Source organism: Pseudoroseomonas cervicalis ATCC 49957 (assembly GCF_000164635.1).
GTDB lineage: Bacteria > Pseudomonadota > Alphaproteobacteria > Acetobacterales > Acetobacteraceae > Pseudoroseomonas > Pseudoroseomonas cervicalis.
Map to the genome: position 1 here is coordinate 83860 of NZ_GG770783.1, position 15876 is coordinate 99735.

Sequence of the window (15876 nt, forward strand, 5' to 3'; positions counted from 1 at the left end):
TGCTGGCGATCGCCGCCTCCACCGGCGGGCCGCCGGCGCTGGCCCAGGTGCTGGGCGCGCTGCCGGCCGATTTCCCGCTGCCGGTGCTGCTGGTGCAGCATATGGGCGGCGCCTTCATGGAGGGCTTCGCCGCCTGGCTGGACGGGCTGGTGCCGCCGCGCGTGCGCATCGCCCAGGAGGGCGAGGCGATGCTGCCCGGCCAGGTCTATGTCGCGCCCGGCGACCGGCATCTGCTGCTGTCGCCACAGCGCCGCCTGCGCATCAGCGCCGAGCGGCCGCTCGGCAGCCAGCGCCCGGCGGCGACGCTGCTGTTCCGCTCGGTGGCCGAGGCCTGCGGCGCCCAGGCGCTCGGCGTGCTGCTGACCGGCATGGGCGAGGATGGCGCGCAGGGGCTGCTCGAGATGCGCGAGGCCGGCGGCTACACCATCACCGAGCATGAGAGCACCGCCGTGGTCTATGGCATGCCGGCCGCCGCGGTGCGGCTGGGCGGTTCCAGCGTCAGCCTGCCGCTGCCGATGATCGGGCCGCGCCTGCTGCAACTGGCGAAGGGGTCCTGATGCACGCCGCCGGGGAGCGGGCCGCGCCGCAGGGCGCGGCCGAGACGCTGCTGCTGGTCGAGGATTCCGACACCCAGGCGCTGCAGATGCGCCGGCTGCTGGAGGCCGAGGGCTTCGCCGTCACCCGCGCGGCCACCGCCGAGCTGGCGCTGGAGGCGCTGAACCAGGCGCTGCCGGCGCTCGTCATCGTCGACTACCACCTGCCCGGCATGAACGGGGACGAGCTGGCGCGGCAGATCCGCCTCAACAGCCGCTCCCGCGCGCTCCCGGTGCTGATGCTGACCGAGGCGCGCGAGGGCGATGTCGAGCGCCAGGGGCTGGAGAGCGGCGCCGACGCCTATGTGCCGAAATCGGCCGACCAGGCGCTGCTGCTGCTGCGCATCCGCGCCCTGCTGCGCCGCCGCGCCGCCGGCGCCACGCCCGGCCAGGGCGGCGTGTTCCGCCGCGCCCGCATGCTGGTGGTCGATGACGGCGCCACCTACCGCACCTATCTCGCCGGCCTGCTGACGCGCGAAGGCTACGCGGTGGAGAGCGCCGCCAGCGCGGAGGCCGCGCTGGAGGCCGTCGCCGCCAGCCCGGCCGAATGGGATTGCGTGGTGATGAACGCCTTCTCCGCCGGCTTCGACGGGGTGCTGCTCTGCGCCCGGCTGAACGCGCTGCGCGCCGCGGCGCTGGGCGATGGCGGGGGCCCGGGCTTCCAGATCGTGGCGCTCGGCCCCGAGAGCACAGCCGGGCGCGAGATGCTGACCGGGCTGTTCGAGGCCGGCGCCGACGAGCTGGTGCCGGCCACCGCCGAGGCGCGCGTGCTGTCCCTGCGGATCCGTGCCGCGCTGCGCCGCAAGCTGCTGCAGGAGGAGGACCGGCGCAGCGCCGCCGAGCTGCGCGAGCGCGAGATGTCGGTGCAGCGCGCCCAGGCCGAGGCCGCCGCCGCCCAGGCCAAGGCGGCGCTGGCCGAGGCGCTGGCCCGCGCCAATGACGAGCTGGCCGACACCAACCGCCAGCTGAAGGACACCCAGACCAAGCTGGTGCAGGCCGCCAAGATGGCCTCGCTGGGCGAGCTGGTGGCCGGCATCGCGCACGAGATCAACAATCCGCTGGCCTTCATCCTGGCGCATCAGGGCACGGTGGAGCGGCTGCTCGGCCAGATCCAGCCGATGCTGGCCGAGGACGCGGCGGCGCGGCCGCTGGTGGAGCGCTGCCGCGACCGCTCGCGCTCGATGACGCTGGGGCTGAAGCGCATCCAGGACCTGGTGCTGAACCTGCGGAAGTTCTCGCGCCAGGACGACGCCTTCCAGCGCGTCAACGTGCCGGACGCGCTGGACACGGTGCTGGCGCTGCTGGCGCACAAGCTGGGCGAGCGCATCGAGGTGCGGCGCGACTACCGCGCGGCGCCGGAGCTGCGCTGCTCGCCGGCGCTGCTGAACCAGGTGGTGATGAACATCGTCGCCAACGCGGCGGACGCCATCGCCGAGCGCGGCCATATCAGCATCGCGACCGAGAGCGACGGCCAGACCTACCGCATCGCCATCTCCGACAGCGGCCCCGGCGTGCCGGAGGGCCTGCGCGAGCGCATCTTCGAACCCTTCTTCACCACCAAGCCGGTGGGCGCGGGCACTGGGCTTGGCCTCGCCATCGCCTATAACGTCATCCAGGCGCATGATGGCACGATCAGCGTCGGCACCGGGCCCGAGGGCGGGGCCTCCTTCGTCATCAGCGTGCCGATGCAGCAGGGACGGTGAAGACGATGAGCCCGCTTCTGGAGGAACCGCCGGCGACTCTGCTGCTGGTGGATGACGAGCCGGAGATCCTCGTCGCCCTCTCCGATCTGTTCGAGGACGAGTTCCGCGTGCTGACCGCGCCCTCCGGCCCGGCGGGGCTGGAGATCCTGGCGCGCGAACCGGATGTGCATGTCATCCTCTCCGACCAGCGCATGCCGGAGATGACGGGCGACGCCTTCCTCGCCCAGGCGCGCCGCGCCAGCCGGGCCGAGGCGTTGCTGCTGACCGGCTATGCCGATCTGGAGGCGGTGATCAGCGCGGTCAATCTCGGCCGCATCGCCGGCTACGCGCCGAAGCCCTGGGAGCCGGCGGCGCTGCTCTCCATGGTGCGCGGCGCGGTGGAGCGCTACCGCCTGGCGCGGGCGCTGGAGACCGAGCGGGCGCTGTTGCAGGGGCTGCTCGCCTCATCGGCCGACGCGCTCTCCTTCAAGGACGCGCAGGGGCGCTTCGTGCGGCTGAACGCGGTGAAGGCGGCCGGCCTCGGCCGCGCGCCAGGCGATTGCCTGGGCCTGGACGAGGCCGGCACGCTGCCCGAGCCAGCCCGCGCCGCGCTGCGCGAGGCGGAGCGGGCGGCGCTCTCCGGCGGCCGCCCGGTGGAGCTGGTGGAGCAGCGCCTGGGCGAGGGCGGCGCGCCGCGCTGGATGCGCGTCAGCCGCATCCCGATCCTGGACGGCGCGGGGCGGCCGGCGCATCTGGCCACCATCGAGCACGACATGACGGAGCAGCGCGCGCTCGAGGAGCGGCTGCACCAGGCGGAGAAGATGCAGGCGCTGGGCACCATGGCCGGCGGCGTCGCGCATGACTTCAACAACCTGCTGACCGCGATCCTTGGCAGCCTGGAGCTGCTGCTGCACAGCGGCCTGTCCGATGCGCGGCAGGAGAAGCTGGTCAAGAACGCCATCATGGCGGCCGAGCGCGGCTCGACCCTGACGCAGCGCCTGCTGAGCTTCAGCCGCAAGCGCGAGCTCCAGCTCAAGGCCACCGACATCAACCAGCTGGTGCTGGACATGGACGAGCTGCTGCTGCGCAGCATCGGCCAGGCCGAGCTGCAGCGCAGCCTCGATGCCGCGCTGTGGCCGGCCATGGTGGACCCGGAGCAGCTCGGCCTCGCTTTGCTCAATCTCTGCATCAACAGCCGCGACGCCATGCCGGAGGGCGGGCGCATCACCATCACCACCCGCAACCTGCAGGTCGGCGAGGAGGCGGTGCCCGACCTCGCCGCCGGCGACTATGTCGCCATCGCCGTGACCGACACCGGCGAGGGCATGCCGCCCGCCATCCTGGCCCAGGCCTTCGAGCCCTTCTTCACCACCAAGGAGGTGGGCAAGGGCACCGGGCTCGGCCTGTCCATGGTCTATGGCCTGACGCGGCAATCCGGCGGCACCGCCGCGATCCGCAGCGCGCCGGGGGAGGGCACGACGGTCGAGCTGTTCCTGCCGCGCGCCGAGCGGCTGGAGCCCGAGCGCGACGAGGATGGCGCGGTGCCGCCGGCCCTGTGGCACAGCGCGACGGTGCTGGTGGTGGATGACGACCCGGCGGTGCGCGGTGTCACCGCCACCTTCCTGGCCGATCTCGGCCACCGCGTCGTGGAGGTGGCGGAGGGCGAGGCGGCGTTGCGCGTGCTCGCCGAGCGCGCGGATATCGGCCTGCTGGTCAGCGATGTCGCCATGCCGCGCATGCATGGCACCGAGCTGGCCGAGCGCGCCCGCGCGCTGCGCCCGGCGCTGCCGGTGCTGCTGCTGACCGGCTATGCCGACCCGCAGATGGCGCCGCAGCGCTATCCGGTGCTGCGCAAGCCCTTCCGGCTGGGCGACCTGTCGCGCTGCGTCGCCCAGTTGCTGGCGCGGTAGCGCCGCGCCGGCTCAGCCGGCGCGGATCAGGTCGGCGGCGCGCTCCGCCACCATGATCACCGCCGGCTGGATGTTGGTCGACGGCACCAGCGGCATCACCGAGGCATCGGCGACGCGCAGCCCCGCGACGCCGCGCAGCCGCAGGGCAGGGTCCAGCACCGCGCGGTCGTCACTGCCCATGCGGCAACTGCCGCAGGGGTGATAGACCGTCGTGCCGGTGCGGCGGATGTGGTCGAGCAGCGCCGCATCGTCATCCTCGCCCTGTGGCGGCCCCAGCTCCTCCAGCACCAGATCGGCGAAGGGCCGGGTGCGGCCGAGGCGCCGGCCCAGCCGCGCCGCCGCCAGCATCACCGCCTGGTCCTGCGGCGCGCTCAGGTAATTGGCCTGGATCAGCGGCGGATCCTCCGGCGCGGGGCCGCGCAGCCGGATCTCGCCGCGGCTGTCGGGGCGGCACTGGCCGAAATTGATCATCACGCCCGGCGTCCTGGGCAGGACATAGCCGGTGGAGGCCAGGCTGAAATTGATGAACTGGAACTGCACCTCGGCCTCCTCCGCGCCCGGCGTGACGCGGGCGAAGGCGGTGGCCTCGGTGGCGCCCACCGCCAGCGGCCCGTCGCGCCGCAGGGCGTAGAGCAGGGCGGTCAGGCCGAGGCGCAGGCGGCTGGCCATGATCTCGTTCACCGTGCCGGCCGGGCGGGTGCGGAAGGCCAGCCGCGCGATCAGGTGGTCCTGCAGGTTCCGACCCACCTCCGGGCTGTGGTGCCGCACCGGGATGCCGAGGCTTTGCAAGGCCGCGCCATCGCCGATGCCGCTCAGCATCAGCAGCTTCGGCGTGGCGATGGCGCCGGCGCTCAGCACCACCTCGCGCGCCGCGCGGAACTCCGTCTCGCCCGCATGGCCGTCGCGCCGCGCCGCGACGCCGACGGCGCGGCCCTGCTCGACCAGCACGCGCAGCACCTCGATGCCGGTCAGCACGCGCAGATTGGGCCGCCCGCGCGCGGGGGCGAGGAAGCCGCGCGCGGTGCTGACGCGCCGCCCGCCGCGCACATTCATCTGGATCGGCATGACGCCATCGATCGGCCCGTCATTCATGTCCGGGTTGCGCGGCAGCCCGGCGGCCTCGCAGGCGGCGATGAAGGCGCGCGCGCCCTGCGACAGCCGCGTCACCGGGCTGACCGGCAGCGGCCCGCCCTGGCCGCGCGTCGCGCCGCCGGGGCCGGACCAATCCTCCATGCGCCGGAAATAGGGCAGCACCTCGTCATGGGACCAGCCGCGCGCGCCGGCCTGCGCCCAGCGGTCGAAATCCCGCGGCGAACCGCGCAGGAAGACCAGCCCGTTCACCGAGCCGGAGCCACCCAGCACGCGCCCGCGCGGCCAGCGGATGCTGCGGCCGTCCAGCTCCGCCTCCGGCTCGGTCGCGAAGCCGCAATCATAGCGGCCGCTGGCGAAGAGCCGCGCATAGCCGGCGGGCACATGGATCCAGGGGTCGCGATCCTCCGGCCCCTGTTCTAGCAGCAGCACGCGCGCCGCGGGATCCTCCGACAGCCGCGCCGCCAGCACGCAGCCGGCGGAGCCGCCGCCGACCACGATGTAATCCGCACTCTCCTGCACGCGGCACGCTCCTCAGGTCATCATCATGCCGCCGGCCACGTCGACGACCTGGCCGGTGACGAAGGAAGCCTCCTCGGAGGCAAGATACAGCGCGAGGTCGGCGACCTCCTCCGGCCTGCCGAGGCGGCGCAGCGGCGTCGCCGCCACCTGGCCGGCATTCACCGCATCATCCACGGTGCGGATCAGCGGCGTGTCGATGCGGCCCGGCGCGATGGCGTTGACGCGGATGCCGTGCGGGCCGAGTTCGCCCGCCAGATGCTTGGTCAGCCCGATCAGCGCCGCCTTGGTCGCCGCGTAATGCGCGCCGACCACGACGGAATAGGTGCGGCCAGCGACCGAGGACATGTTGACGATGGCGCCACGCCCGGCCTGCATCATGCCCGGCACCAGCAGGCGGATGGCGTGGAAGCAGCCATTCAGGTTGACCCCGACGACGCGCTGCCACTCTTCCGGCGCCATCTCCCAGGCGCCATGTGCGCGCCCGTCATGCTTGGGCGAGATGCCGGCATTGTTCACCAGCGTGCCGAACCGCCCGCCCAGTTTTTCCTCCAGTTCGCGGATGGCCTTTTCCAGCGCGGCGAAGTCGGCGACATCGGCGGTCGCACCGGCGCCGCCGAGTTCCGTCGCCATGGATTCGGCCCGTCCTGGCACGGCATCGACCAGACCGACCTTCGCGCCGCGCCGGGCGAAGCCGCGCGCGATGGCGGCGCCGATGCCCTGGCCGCCGCCGGTGACCAGCACGATCTGCCCGGCATGGCTGGGGCGCTCCGCCAGCTCCTGCTGCATCGCGTCTCTCCCTTCAGATGCCGAGATAGGCGCGGCGCACATGATCGTCGCGCAGCAGGGCGGCGCCGCTATCGGCCATGACGATCTCCCCATTCTCCAGCACATAGCCGCGATCGGCGATGCTGAGGGTGCGCACCACATTCTGCTCGACGATCAGCACGGTGACGCCGGTGGCCACGATCCTCTCCACCACGGCGAAGACCTGCGCCACGATGATCGGCGCCAGGCCGAGCGAGGGCTCGTCGAACATCAGCAGCTTCGGCCGCGCCATCATGCCGCGCGCGATCGCCACCATCTGCTGCTCGCCGCCCGAGAGCGAGCCCGCCTGCTGGTCCAGCCGCTCCCGCACGCGGGGGAAGAGATCGAGCACCTCCTCCATGGTCTGCCGCTCGCGCCCGCGCGCGTGCGGCGTGTAGGCGCCCATGCGCAGATTGTCCCGCACCGTCATGAAGGGGAAAAGCTGACGCCCCTCCGGAATCAGGGTGATGCCGCGCGCCACCACCTCATGCGGCGTCAGGCGCGAGATGTCCTCGCCCTCGAAGCTGATGCGCCCGCCGCTCGGCCGCAGCAGCCCGGCGATGGTGCGCAGCGTCGTGGTCTTGCCGGCGCCATTGGCGCCGACGATGGTCACCACCTCGCCCGCCCGCACCTCGGCGCTGATGCCGTGCAGGATGGTGGTGCGGCCATAGCCGGAAGTCACCTCATGCAGGGTGAGCATCGGCGAAATCCTTCCCCAGATAGGCCTCGATCACCTGCGGGTCGCGCACCACCTCCTGCGGGCGGCCCTCGGCGATCAGCTTGCCGGAATTGAGCACGATGACGCGGTCGGACAGCGCCATGATCGCCTGCATCACATGCTCGATGGCGATGATGCTGACGCCGCTGTCGCGGATCTCCTCGACCAGCCGGATGGCGCGGCGCACATCGGTCTGGTTCAGGCCGGCCATCACCTCGTCCAGCAGCAGGATGCGCGGCTCCATCGCCATGACGCGGGCGATCTCCAGCCGCTTCAGCCCGCCGATGGTCAGGTTGCGCGCCTCCATGTCGCGCTGCGCCCAGAGGCCCATGCGCTGCGCCGTCTCCAGCGCCTTCTCGCGCGCGGCAGCGCGGCCGGGATGGCGGTGGAAGGCGCCGATCATGATGTTCTCCAGCACCGTCATCGCCGCGAAGGGCTGCACGATCTGGAAGGTGCGGCCGATGCCGGCCTCGGCGAAGCCATGCGGCGTGCGCGGCGTGACGAAGCCCTCGCCATCGACGCGCACCCGCACCACGCCGGAACTCGGCGCCAGGAAGCCGGAGAGCTGGTTGAACAGCGTCGTCTTGCCCGCGCCATTGGGGCCGATGATGCCGAGCACCTCGCCCTGGCGCAGCGACAGGCTGACATCCTGCGTCACCGCCAGCCCGCCGAAATTCTTGTTCAGATGCTCCGCCACCAGGATCGGCTCGCCAATGTCGCGCCGGGCGGGGTTGCGCGCCTCGGCCGGCAGGCTGGCCGGCGCGGCCTCCACGTCCCGCACAGCGGCTGGGCGTTTCCGCAGCAGCCCGGCCAGACCGTCGGGAACAAAAAGAACAATCAGCACCAGCACCGTGCCATAGACGAAACCGTGCAGGCCGAGTGCCGAGGCGCCGAGCCAGCCGCGCGCCAGTTCTGTCAGCGGCACCACCAGCAGCGTGCCGAGCAGTGGCCCCAGCACCGTGCCGATACCGCCGATCAGCACGAACATCGCGATCTGCACCGAGAAGGCCAGCGAGAACATCGCCTCCGGCTCGATGAAGGTGAGGTACATGCCGTGAAAGGTGCCAACCATCGAAGTGAGCGCGGCGGAGATAGCGACGGCCTGCAACCGCACGCGCAGCGTGTTGACGCCGGCCGCCGCCGCCGCCGGCTCGCGCTCCCGCGTGGCGACAAGGTAGTAGCCGAAGCGGGCATGGCGGATGTAGCCGGCGACGCCGAGGGTCAGCGTCAGCAGGCCGAAGGCGATCAGCAGCGACGGCCAGCGCTCGAAGAAGATCATCCATTGCCAGCCGGTCTGCAGCGGCACCATCAGCCCCACGGCGCCGCCGGTCAGCCCGGTGAAATGCAGCGCCAGCAGCCGGATGACCTGCAGGAAGGCGATGGTGGCCAGCGCGAAGAAGGGGCCGCGCAGGCGGAAGCAGGGCAGGCCGATGCCGATGCCGAGCAGCGCCGAGAGCGCCGCGCCGGCCAGCATGCCGATCCAGGGCGAGATGCCGAGCGGCACCAGCAGCCCCGCCGTATAGGCGCCGATGCCATAGAAGATGGCGTGGCCCAGCGAGAGCTGACCGGCGAAGCCGCCGACGATGTTCCACGCCGTCGCCAGCGCGCCATAGAGGCAGATGGTGATGAAGACGTGGAAGACGAAATCATCATTGATCAGCAAAGGCACCGCCAGCAGCAGCACCAGCAGGGCCAGCGTCGCCAGCAGCCCGGCATCGAAGCGGCGCGGCGTCGTGGCAGCGGCGGGAAGGGTGAGGTCGCTCATGGCCATCCCCTCATTCGGAGCCGCGGCCGAGGCCGAGCAGGCCGGTCGGGCGGAACAGCAGGATCAGGATGAAGAGGGCGAAGATCACCACCTCCTTCAGATCCGGCGCGATGTAATAGCCACTGAGGCTGTCGACGAGGCCGATCAGCATGGCGCCGAGGAAGGCGCCGTGCAGGCTGCCCATGCCGCCCAGCACGACGACGACGAAGGCGGTCAGCACGAAATAGGTGCCGACGGTGGGCGAGGCCGGATAGACCGGCGCCACCAGCGCCGCCGCCAGCCCGACACAGGCGGCGCCGATGCCGAAGGTGACGATGTAGATGCGCTGCACATCGACGCCCATCAGCTGCGCCGCGGCGCGGTGCTGCGCCGTCGCGCGGATGGCGCGGCCGAGATGGCTGCGCTCCATGAACAGATGCAGCGCGCTGACCACGGCGATGCCGCAGACGAACATCACCAGCTGCCCGACCATGACGCGGAACGGGCCGAAGCTGAGGGAGTCGCGCACCCCGGAAGAGGGCGTGGCGTAGAGATCCGCGCCGAAGACCAGCAGCGCCAGGTTGATCAGCGCGGTGGAGAGGCCCACCGTCGCGAAGATCTGCACATGCGCGTCGCGCGCCTCCAGCAGCGGCTGCAGGATGAAGCGCTGGATCAGCACGCCCAGGATGAACAGCACCAGCACCAGTGGCGGCGCCAGCACATAGGGGTGCAGGCCGAGCTGCGTCGTGCCGAGCCAGGTCAGGTACATGCCGACCATCAGCAGCTCGCCATGCGCGAAATTGACCAGCCGGATGATGCCGAAGATCAGGGTCAGACCGACGCTGATGATGGCGAACAGACCGCCCAGCATCAGCCCGTTCAGCACCAGCTGCAGGAAGGTTTCCATCTCGCTCCCTCGCCTCGTGGTTGGGCGGCGGGCACGCGGCGCGCGCCCGCCTCTCGCTCAGCGGCGCAGGCGCAGCGCGGAGACCGCGGCCTCGGGCGGGAAGACGGTGACCAGCCGGCCATCCTGCCATTGCATGCCCATCATCCGGGCGCGCTCATTCTGCCCGTCGGGACCGAATTTCACGCCCCATCCCTCGGCGGTCTGGCCGTCCGGCACATCCACGGCGGCAACGGCCGTGCGGATGTCGTCCGCCGAGAAGGAGCGCGCGGCGGCGATGGCATCGAGAAACACCTTGGCGCCGACGTAATTGCCCAGGCTGTGGCCGGAGCGCGGCTCCATGCCGTATTTGGCGCGATAGGCCGCGACGAACTCCTCGATGCCCGGCGCCGCCTGCGGGTTGATGGCGTATTGCGTGAAGTCGATGTTCAGCGCGCCATCGATGACGTCCTGGCCCACCGCCTGCATCGTCTCCCGCAGCGAATAGCCGCCGCCGCCGCCGATGATGGCGCGCGGGCGGAAATTCGCCTCCCGCGCCTGGCGGAAGAACAGCACCGTGTCGTTCTGGTAGGAGGTCTGCAACACCACATCGACCCGCGCATTCTGCAACCGCAGGATCAGCGAGGACATGTCGACGATGTTGGCCGGGTAGGGCAGGGTCTCGACGACATTCAGCCCCTGCTCCCTGGCGTAGCTCGACTGGTAGCGGCCGACCGTGGTGCCGTAGAGGCTGTCCTCATGGATGATGGCGACGCGCAGCGCCTTCGGGTCCACCGACAGGCCGGGTGCGACGGCGTTCACCACCATCTCGATCGAGCGCGCGGCCATGTCGCGCGCCGTCGGGTTGGTGCGGAACAGATAGCGGAAGCGGCGCTCGGTGATGGCGTCCGACACCGCACCCATCTCGAAATAGGGGATGCGCGCCAGCTCGGCCACCTGGCTCGCCACCTGCGAGCGGGCCGAGGAGTAGGTGCCGAAGATCGCCTTGACGCCGGAGACCGAGATCAGCCGCCGCGCCTCGGCCACCGCCTGGTTGTTGTCCACGGCGTCGCCGCGCACCAGCACGATGCGCTCGCCGCGGATGCCGCCGGCGGCGTTGCGTTCCTCCACCGCCAGCTCCAGCCCGCGCCAGCTCTCATCGCCCAGCACGGCGAGCTCGCCGCTGAAGGGGTAGAGCGCGCCGAGGCGCAGCTCGGCCTGCGCCGCCGTGGCGGAGAGACCCAGGCCCAGCCCGGCCAGCAGGCCGAGCGCCAGGCGACGTGTGCTTCGCATCATCATTCTCGTTTCCTCCCCTGGTGTTTCCCCGCCCGGCGCTTCAAGCGTCGCCTGGGTGGAGCAGGATCTTCACGGCGCCCTTGCGGCGCGCGGTCTCGAAGCCGGCGATGCCTTCGGAGAGCGGCATGCGGTGCGTCACCATTTCCGCCAGCTGCGCGCGCGCCTCGGGCTCGGCCAGCAGCGCCAGCACGCGCGGCCAGGCGGCGCGGGTGGTGTCATGCGCCGCGCGCAGCTGGTGCTTGTTGCGCACCATGGTGGTCAGCGGCAGCTCCAGCGGTGCCGGATGGATGCCGGTGATCACCAGCACGCCGCTGGAGCGCAGCACGCCGAGCCCGTCCAGGATGGAGCGCGGCAGGCCGGTGGCCTCGATGACGCGGTCCACCTTCTCACCGAATTCCTGCTGGACCGCATCCGCCAGCGAAGTGTCGGCGAGATCGATGCAGTGCGCGATGCCCATGCGGCGGGCGCACGCCAGCCGCAGCGCATCGTTCAGCCCGGCCAGCAGCACCCGCGCGCCGCGCCGCTGCGCCATCCAGGCGATGCCGAGGCCGATCGGGCCCGGCCCCAGCACCAGCACCGCATCGCCGGGTGTGATGTCGGCCACCTCCACCGCATTGTCGGCGATGCTCAGCGGCTCGGCCAGCGCGCCCAGCTCCACCGGCACGCCGTCGGGCAGGCGGAAGCAGTTGAAGGCGGGCGCGTTCAATTGCGCGGCGAAACCGCCATCGCAATGCAGGCCGAGGATGCGGCGCGCCTGGCAGTCCTGCATCCGGTCCTCGCGGCAGGCGCGGCATTGTTGGCAGCCGATGGTGGGCCAGGCGGTGACGGCATCGCCCAGGGCGAAACCCTCCACGCCCTCGCCCAGCGCCACGACATGCCCGGAAAATTCATGGCCCAGGGTGAAGGGCATGTGCGGCGCCATGAATTCGTAGCCGGGTGTCCATTCATAGGCGTGCAGGTCGCTGCCGCAGATGCCGGCGGCGGCGATGCGGATGGCGATCTCGCCCGCGCCCGGCGGCGGCGGGGCCGGGCGCTCTTGCAGGTGGAGCCCGGGCGCGGCCTCGGTCTTGCGCAGCGCCAGCATGTCAGAAGGGCGAGGGATAGGTGTTGTCGTAAAAGGTCACCGGCGGCCGCGCATCCGGGTCGGTGATGATGTCGATCAGGCTCGGCCCGCTCTGCGCCCAGGCCTCGCGCAGCGCCGAATCCAGCTCGGCGGCGCGCTCGACGCGGATGCCGTGGCAGCCGCACGCCTTGGCAATCGCCGCGTGGTCGACCGGAAAAAAGTCGCAGGCATCGGTGTGGGCGCCGAACAGCGTGTCCTCGGCATGCTTCTGGTAGCCCAGGATCTGGTTGTTCAGCACCAGCACGGGAATGTCGAGGCCGAGGCGCCGCGCCGTCTCCAGCTCGGCCCATGTGTGGGCGAAGCCGCCATCGCCGGCGACGCAGACCACCTTCTTCTCGGGGGCGGCCATCTTGGCGCCGATCGCCAGCGGCAGGCCCCAGCCGAGCCCGGCCAGGCCGCGCGGCGTCAGGAAGCGCATGCCGGGGCGGCGCGCCGTCAGATAGTTGGCGACCCAGATGGAGGCGTAGCTGGCATCCGCCACCACGATGCTCTCGGCGTCGATGATGTCCTCCAGCGCCTGCATCACCCGCTCGGGGCGGATCGGCTCGCGATCCTGCTCGCGGATGCGGCGGGTGAACTGGCGCCAATCGGCCACACCTGCGGCGATGCGCCGCTCCGCCTCGGGCCGCGCCGCGGCGCGGGCGGCCACGCCCTCGGCCAGCAGCGCGCGGTGCAGCGCCTCCAGCGTCAGCCTCGCATCGCCCAGCAGGCGCAGCGCCTCGTAATTGCGGCCGATCTCGCCGCTGTCGATGTCGATCTGGATGTAGCGGGCGTTGCGCGGATAGAGCTTCCAGCTGTCGGTGCCGTTCTGGTTGGTGCGGTTGCCAACCAGCAGCACCACATCGGCCTCCTCCACCATCGGCCGCAGGGCGCGGCCGCGCGCGCCATCGCCCATGAAATAGCCGACGATGCCGAGGGAGAGCGGATGCGTCTCCGCCACCACCCCCTTGCCCATCACCGTGGTGGCCACCGGCAGGTGGCATTCCTCCTGCAGCGCGGCCAGGGCGGCGGCGGCGCCCGAGGCATGCACCCCACCCCCCGCGATCACCAGCGGCGCGCGGGCATTGGCCAGCAGCCGTGCCGCCTCGGCGATGCCGGCGGGGTCGGCGACGCTGCGGTCCAGTGGGAAATGGCCGAGATCGGCGCGGCGGCTCTCCGCCTGGCTGGCCGTCTCGGTCAGCAGGTCGGCCGGGATGATCAGCGCGACCGGGCCGGGGCGGCCGCCACAGGCCTGGACGAAGGCCAGCTCCACCATCTCCTCGATGCGCGAGGCATGGTCGATGCGCCGGGCCCATTTGGTGCAGCCATCGAACAGCCGCAGATGGTCCAGCTCCTGGAACGCGTTTTTTTCGGTGGTGGTGCGGGCGACGTCCTGCACCAGGGCGATGATGGGGATGGAGGCCTTCAGCGCCTCGGCCAAGGGCGGCACCAGCAGCGTGGCCGCCGGGCCGTTCTGCGCGGCGACCACGCCGACACGGCCCGAGATGCGCGCATAGCCATCGGCCATGGTGCCGCCGGCATTCTCGGCGCGGTAGGTCGCCTGGCGGAGGCCGGCCTGCGGGGCGGCGAGGAAGAAGGCGCTGGGGATGCTCTGGCCGAAGACGATCTCGACACCATGGCGCCGGAAGGCGGCGGCCAGGCGCATGGCCACGGACTCGTTCACGCCCGGCCGGGCGTGTACGGCTGTATCCATGTCGGTTTCCTTCCCTGGTCATGACGCTTGTTGTGCGTCATTTGTTATAACAGTGGAGACGTTACGCTCGGGATGTCAACCATGAACACCATGCCGCCGCGCCCGCCCGAGGCGGAGCCCGGACCGGACGCCACCTTCCGCCGCATCTCGCGCGACAGCCTGAGCGAGCGCGCCTATCAGGAGATCCGCGCGGCGCTGATGCTGAGCCGGCTGAAGCCCGGGGAGAAGCTGCTGCTGCGGCCGCTGGCCGCGCGGCTCGGCATCAGCGCGACCCCGGTGCGGGAGGCACTGCTGCGCCTGGTCTCGGAGCAGGCGCTGCAGATGGATGAGCGCGGCACGGCGGTGGTGCCGCGCATCGACCGCGCCCGCTTCCTGGAGATCCGCGCGCTGCGCTGCACGCTGGAGGGGCAGGCCGGCGCCGCCGCCGCGGCCAAAGCGGGGGCAGCGGACATCGCGGCGCTCGCCGCCCTGCATGACCGGCTGGTGGAGGCCGAGGCACGGCAGGACTATGCCGCGGCGCTGCAGGCCAATGAGCAGTTCCATTTCGGCCTGTGCCGCCTGGCGGAGATGCCGGTGCTGCTGGGCCTGCTGGAGATCCTCTGGATGCAGTGCGGCCCGCTGCTCAGCCAGCTCTATGCCGGCGCGCCGGAAAATCCGCCGCAGCACGGCCATTTGCAGGCGCTGGAGGGGTTGCGGCGCCGCGATGGCGCCATGGTGCGCGCGGCGGTGCTGCGCGACATCGAGGAGGGTGGCCGGCCCCTGCTCGACTTTTTCCCGGAAGGCTGAGCCCCGGAGAAGGGTGGGGGAGGCGGCGGCGCCGCGCTCCCCCGGCGCGCTCAGGCCTTGGCGGCCTTGCGCTTGTTCTTCTTCATCGCCGTGAAGGCGGCCTCGCGCAGCGCCGGCGAGGGCTTGAAGCGCACCGTGGCGTTGGCCTTGACCTGCACCTTCTCGCCGGTGCGCGGGTTCATCGCCGTGCGCTTCGGCGTCTCGCGCACGATGAAGGCGCCGAAATCGGGGATGGTGAAGCGGCCGGTCTTGACGATCTCGGCCTTGATCGCCTCGATGATGTCGCCGGCCAGGGCATTGGCGCCGACGCCGGTGATCTCGATGGAGTTCTGAATGGTGTCGGCCAGGAACTTCTTCGACATGCTCTTGCCTTTCTCGCAATGCGCCACCCAAAGCACAGGCCGCGCCCGGCGTGAAGTCCCGTTTCTGCGTGATCCTGTCGGAAATCGGCTTGAAGCGCCGGATTGGCGCGCCCACCCTCCCGGCGCCGAAGGGAGACGCCCGCGATGAAGAAGCTGATCAACGACCCGCGCGCCGTGGTGCGGCAGATGCTGGAGGGGCTGGTGGCCCTGGCCCCCGGCCAGGCGCTGCTGGAGGGGGAGGATGTGGTGCTGCGCGTCGACCTGCCGCCGCCGGCGCAGCGCGGCGTCGCCGTGCTGTCGGGCGGCGGCGCGGGGCATGAGCCGGCCCATGCCGGCTATGTCGGCCCCGGCCTGCTGCACGCGGCCATCGCCGGCGATGTCTTCACCTCGCCCAGCACCGATGCCGTGCTGGCGGCGATCCGCGCCGCGGCGGGGCCGGCCGGCGCGCTGCTGGTGGTCAAGAACTACACCGGCGACCGGTTGAATTTCGGCCTGGCCGCCGAGCTGGCCCGCGCCGAGGGCATCCCGGTCGAGACGGTGCTGGTGGCCGACGACGTGGCGCTGCGCGACACCGTGGCGCCGGAGCGCCGCCGTGGCATCGCCGGCACGGTGCTGGTGCACAAGGTGGCCGGGGCCGCCGCCGCCGCCGGCCACAGCCTGGCGGACGTGGC

Annotated in this window: 14 protein-coding genes; 5 read left to right on the forward strand and 9 right to left on the reverse strand. The window is 71.7% G+C overall.

What is annotated here, in order from left to right; all coding sequences use genetic code 11:
- The 3 genes from HMPREF0731_RS17685 to HMPREF0731_RS17695 all read left to right on the forward strand — a co-directional run.
- The coding region (locus tag HMPREF0731_RS17685) for a CheB methylesterase domain-containing protein (RefSeq protein WP_007005557.1) at nt 1-557 on the forward strand (557 nt) is incomplete at its 5' end.
- Nucleotides 557-2296, forward strand: coding sequence for a response regulator (locus HMPREF0731_RS17690; RefSeq protein ID WP_007005558.1), 1740 nt, complete (start codon nt 557-559; stop codon nt 2294-2296). The genes HMPREF0731_RS17685 and HMPREF0731_RS17690, both read left to right, overlap by 1 nt.
- Nucleotides 2297-2301: 5 nt before the next feature.
- Nucleotides 2302-4185, forward strand: a complete 1884-nt coding sequence (locus HMPREF0731_RS17695) for a response regulator (RefSeq protein ID WP_040613867.1) — start codon at nt 2302-2304, stop codon at nt 4183-4185.
- 12 nt (nt 4186-4197) lie between these two features.
- On the opposite strand, the gene HMPREF0731_RS17700 is transcribed toward HMPREF0731_RS17695, so the two are convergent.
- From HMPREF0731_RS17700 to HMPREF0731_RS17735, 8 genes are read right to left on the reverse strand one after another with little or no spacing between them, the layout of a single operon-like run.
- Nucleotides 4198-5796 carry a GMC family oxidoreductase gene (locus HMPREF0731_RS17700; RefSeq protein WP_007005560.1) on the reverse strand — a complete coding sequence of 533 codons (1599 nt, stop codon included), beginning with the start codon at nt 5794-5796 and terminating at the stop codon, nt 4198-4200.
- Nucleotides 5797-5808: 12 nt separating this feature from the next.
- Nucleotides 5809-6582 carry an SDR family oxidoreductase gene (locus HMPREF0731_RS17705; protein ID WP_007005561.1) on the reverse strand — a complete coding sequence of 258 codons (774 nt, stop codon included), beginning with the start codon at nt 6580-6582 and terminating at the stop codon, nt 5809-5811.
- Between the two features lie 13 nt (nt 6583-6595).
- On the reverse strand, nt 6596-7300 hold the full coding sequence (locus HMPREF0731_RS17710; protein WP_007005562.1) for an ABC transporter ATP-binding protein: 705 nt from the start codon (nt 7298-7300) through the stop codon (nt 6596-6598).
- Nucleotides 7284-9083: a branched-chain amino acid ABC transporter ATP-binding protein/permease gene (locus HMPREF0731_RS17715; RefSeq protein WP_211207956.1), complete on the reverse strand. Its 1800-nt coding sequence runs from the start codon at nt 9081-9083 to the stop codon at nt 7284-7286. Before HMPREF0731_RS17715 ends, HMPREF0731_RS17710 begins: the two co-directional genes overlap by 17 nt.
- Before the next feature lie 10 nt (nt 9084-9093).
- A complete protein-coding gene (locus tag HMPREF0731_RS17720) occupies nt 9094-9969 on the reverse strand; it encodes a branched-chain amino acid ABC transporter permease (RefSeq protein WP_007005564.1) in 876 nt (291 codons plus the stop codon).
- Nucleotides 9970-10026: 57 nt separating this feature from the next.
- Nucleotides 10027-11244, reverse strand: coding sequence for an ABC transporter substrate-binding protein (locus tag HMPREF0731_RS17725; RefSeq protein ID WP_007005565.1), 1218 nt, complete (start codon nt 11242-11244; stop codon nt 10027-10029).
- A 37-nt stretch (nt 11245-11281) separates the two neighbouring features.
- Nucleotides 11282-12325 (reverse strand): zinc-dependent alcohol dehydrogenase, encoded by a 1044-nt coding sequence (locus tag HMPREF0731_RS17730; RefSeq protein WP_007005566.1) that lies wholly within the window; start codon nt 12323-12325, stop codon nt 11282-11284.
- Nucleotide 12326: 1 nt separating this feature from the next.
- Nucleotides 12327-14057, reverse strand: a complete 1731-nt coding sequence (locus HMPREF0731_RS17735; protein ID WP_007005567.1) for an acetolactate synthase catalytic subunit — start codon at nt 14055-14057, stop codon at nt 12327-12329.
- Between the two features lie 81 nt (nt 14058-14138).
- Between HMPREF0731_RS17735 and HMPREF0731_RS17740 the strand changes: the two genes are divergently transcribed.
- A complete protein-coding gene (locus tag HMPREF0731_RS17740; protein ID WP_051014809.1) occupies nt 14139-14843 on the forward strand; it encodes a GntR family transcriptional regulator in 705 nt (234 codons plus the stop codon).
- A 50-nt stretch (nt 14844-14893) separates the two neighbouring features.
- On the opposite strand, the gene HMPREF0731_RS17745 is transcribed toward HMPREF0731_RS17740, so the two are convergent.
- Nucleotides 14894-15205 carry an HU family DNA-binding protein gene (locus HMPREF0731_RS17745; RefSeq protein ID WP_007005569.1) on the reverse strand — a complete coding sequence of 104 codons (312 nt, stop codon included), beginning with the start codon at nt 15203-15205 and terminating at the stop codon, nt 14894-14896.
- A gap of 144 nt (nt 15206-15349) precedes the next feature.
- On the opposite strand from HMPREF0731_RS17745, the gene HMPREF0731_RS17750 reads away from it, so the two are divergent.
- Nucleotides 15350-15876: dihydroxyacetone kinase subunit DhaK (locus HMPREF0731_RS17750; RefSeq protein WP_007005570.1), on the forward strand; the 527-nt coding region annotated here is incomplete at its 3' end.

Excerpts from the sequence above, each read along its gene's own strand:
- HMPREF0731_RS17690 (WP_007005558.1), top strand. The coding sequence starts at position 557 with ATGCACGCCGCCGGGGAGCGGGCCGCGCCGCAGGGCGCGGCCGAGACG.
- HMPREF0731_RS17695 (WP_040613867.1), top strand. The coding sequence starts at position 2,302 with ATGAGCCCGCTTCTGGAGGAACCGCCGGCGACTCTGCTGCTGGTGGAT.
- HMPREF0731_RS17705 (WP_007005561.1), bottom strand. The coding sequence starts at position 6,582 with ATGCAGCAGGAGCTGGCGGAGCGCCCCAGCCATGCCGGGCAGATCGTG.
- HMPREF0731_RS17710 (WP_007005562.1), bottom strand. The coding sequence starts at position 7,300 with ATGCTCACCCTGCATGAGGTGACTTCCGGCTATGGCCGCACCACCATC.
- HMPREF0731_RS17715 (WP_211207956.1), bottom strand. The coding sequence starts at position 9,083 with ATGAGCGACCTCACCCTTCCCGCCGCTGCCACGACGCCGCGCCGCTTC.
- HMPREF0731_RS17720 (WP_007005564.1), bottom strand. The coding sequence starts at position 9,969 with ATGGAAACCTTCCTGCAGCTGGTGCTGAACGGGCTGATGCTGGGCGGT.
- HMPREF0731_RS17725 (WP_007005565.1), bottom strand. The coding sequence starts at position 11,244 with ATGATGATGCGAAGCACACGTCGCCTGGCGCTCGGCCTGCTGGCCGGG.
- HMPREF0731_RS17730 (WP_007005566.1), bottom strand. The coding sequence starts at position 12,325 with ATGCTGGCGCTGCGCAAGACCGAGGCCGCGCCCGGGCTCCACCTGCAA.
- HMPREF0731_RS17735 (WP_007005567.1), bottom strand. The coding sequence starts at position 14,057 with ATGGATACAGCCGTACACGCCCGGCCGGGCGTGAACGAGTCCGTGGCC.
- HMPREF0731_RS17740 (WP_051014809.1), top strand. The coding sequence starts at position 14,139 with ATGAACACCATGCCGCCGCGCCCGCCCGAGGCGGAGCCCGGACCGGAC.
- HMPREF0731_RS17745 (WP_007005569.1), bottom strand. The coding sequence starts at position 15,205 with ATGTCGAAGAAGTTCCTGGCCGACACCATTCAGAACTCCATCGAGATC.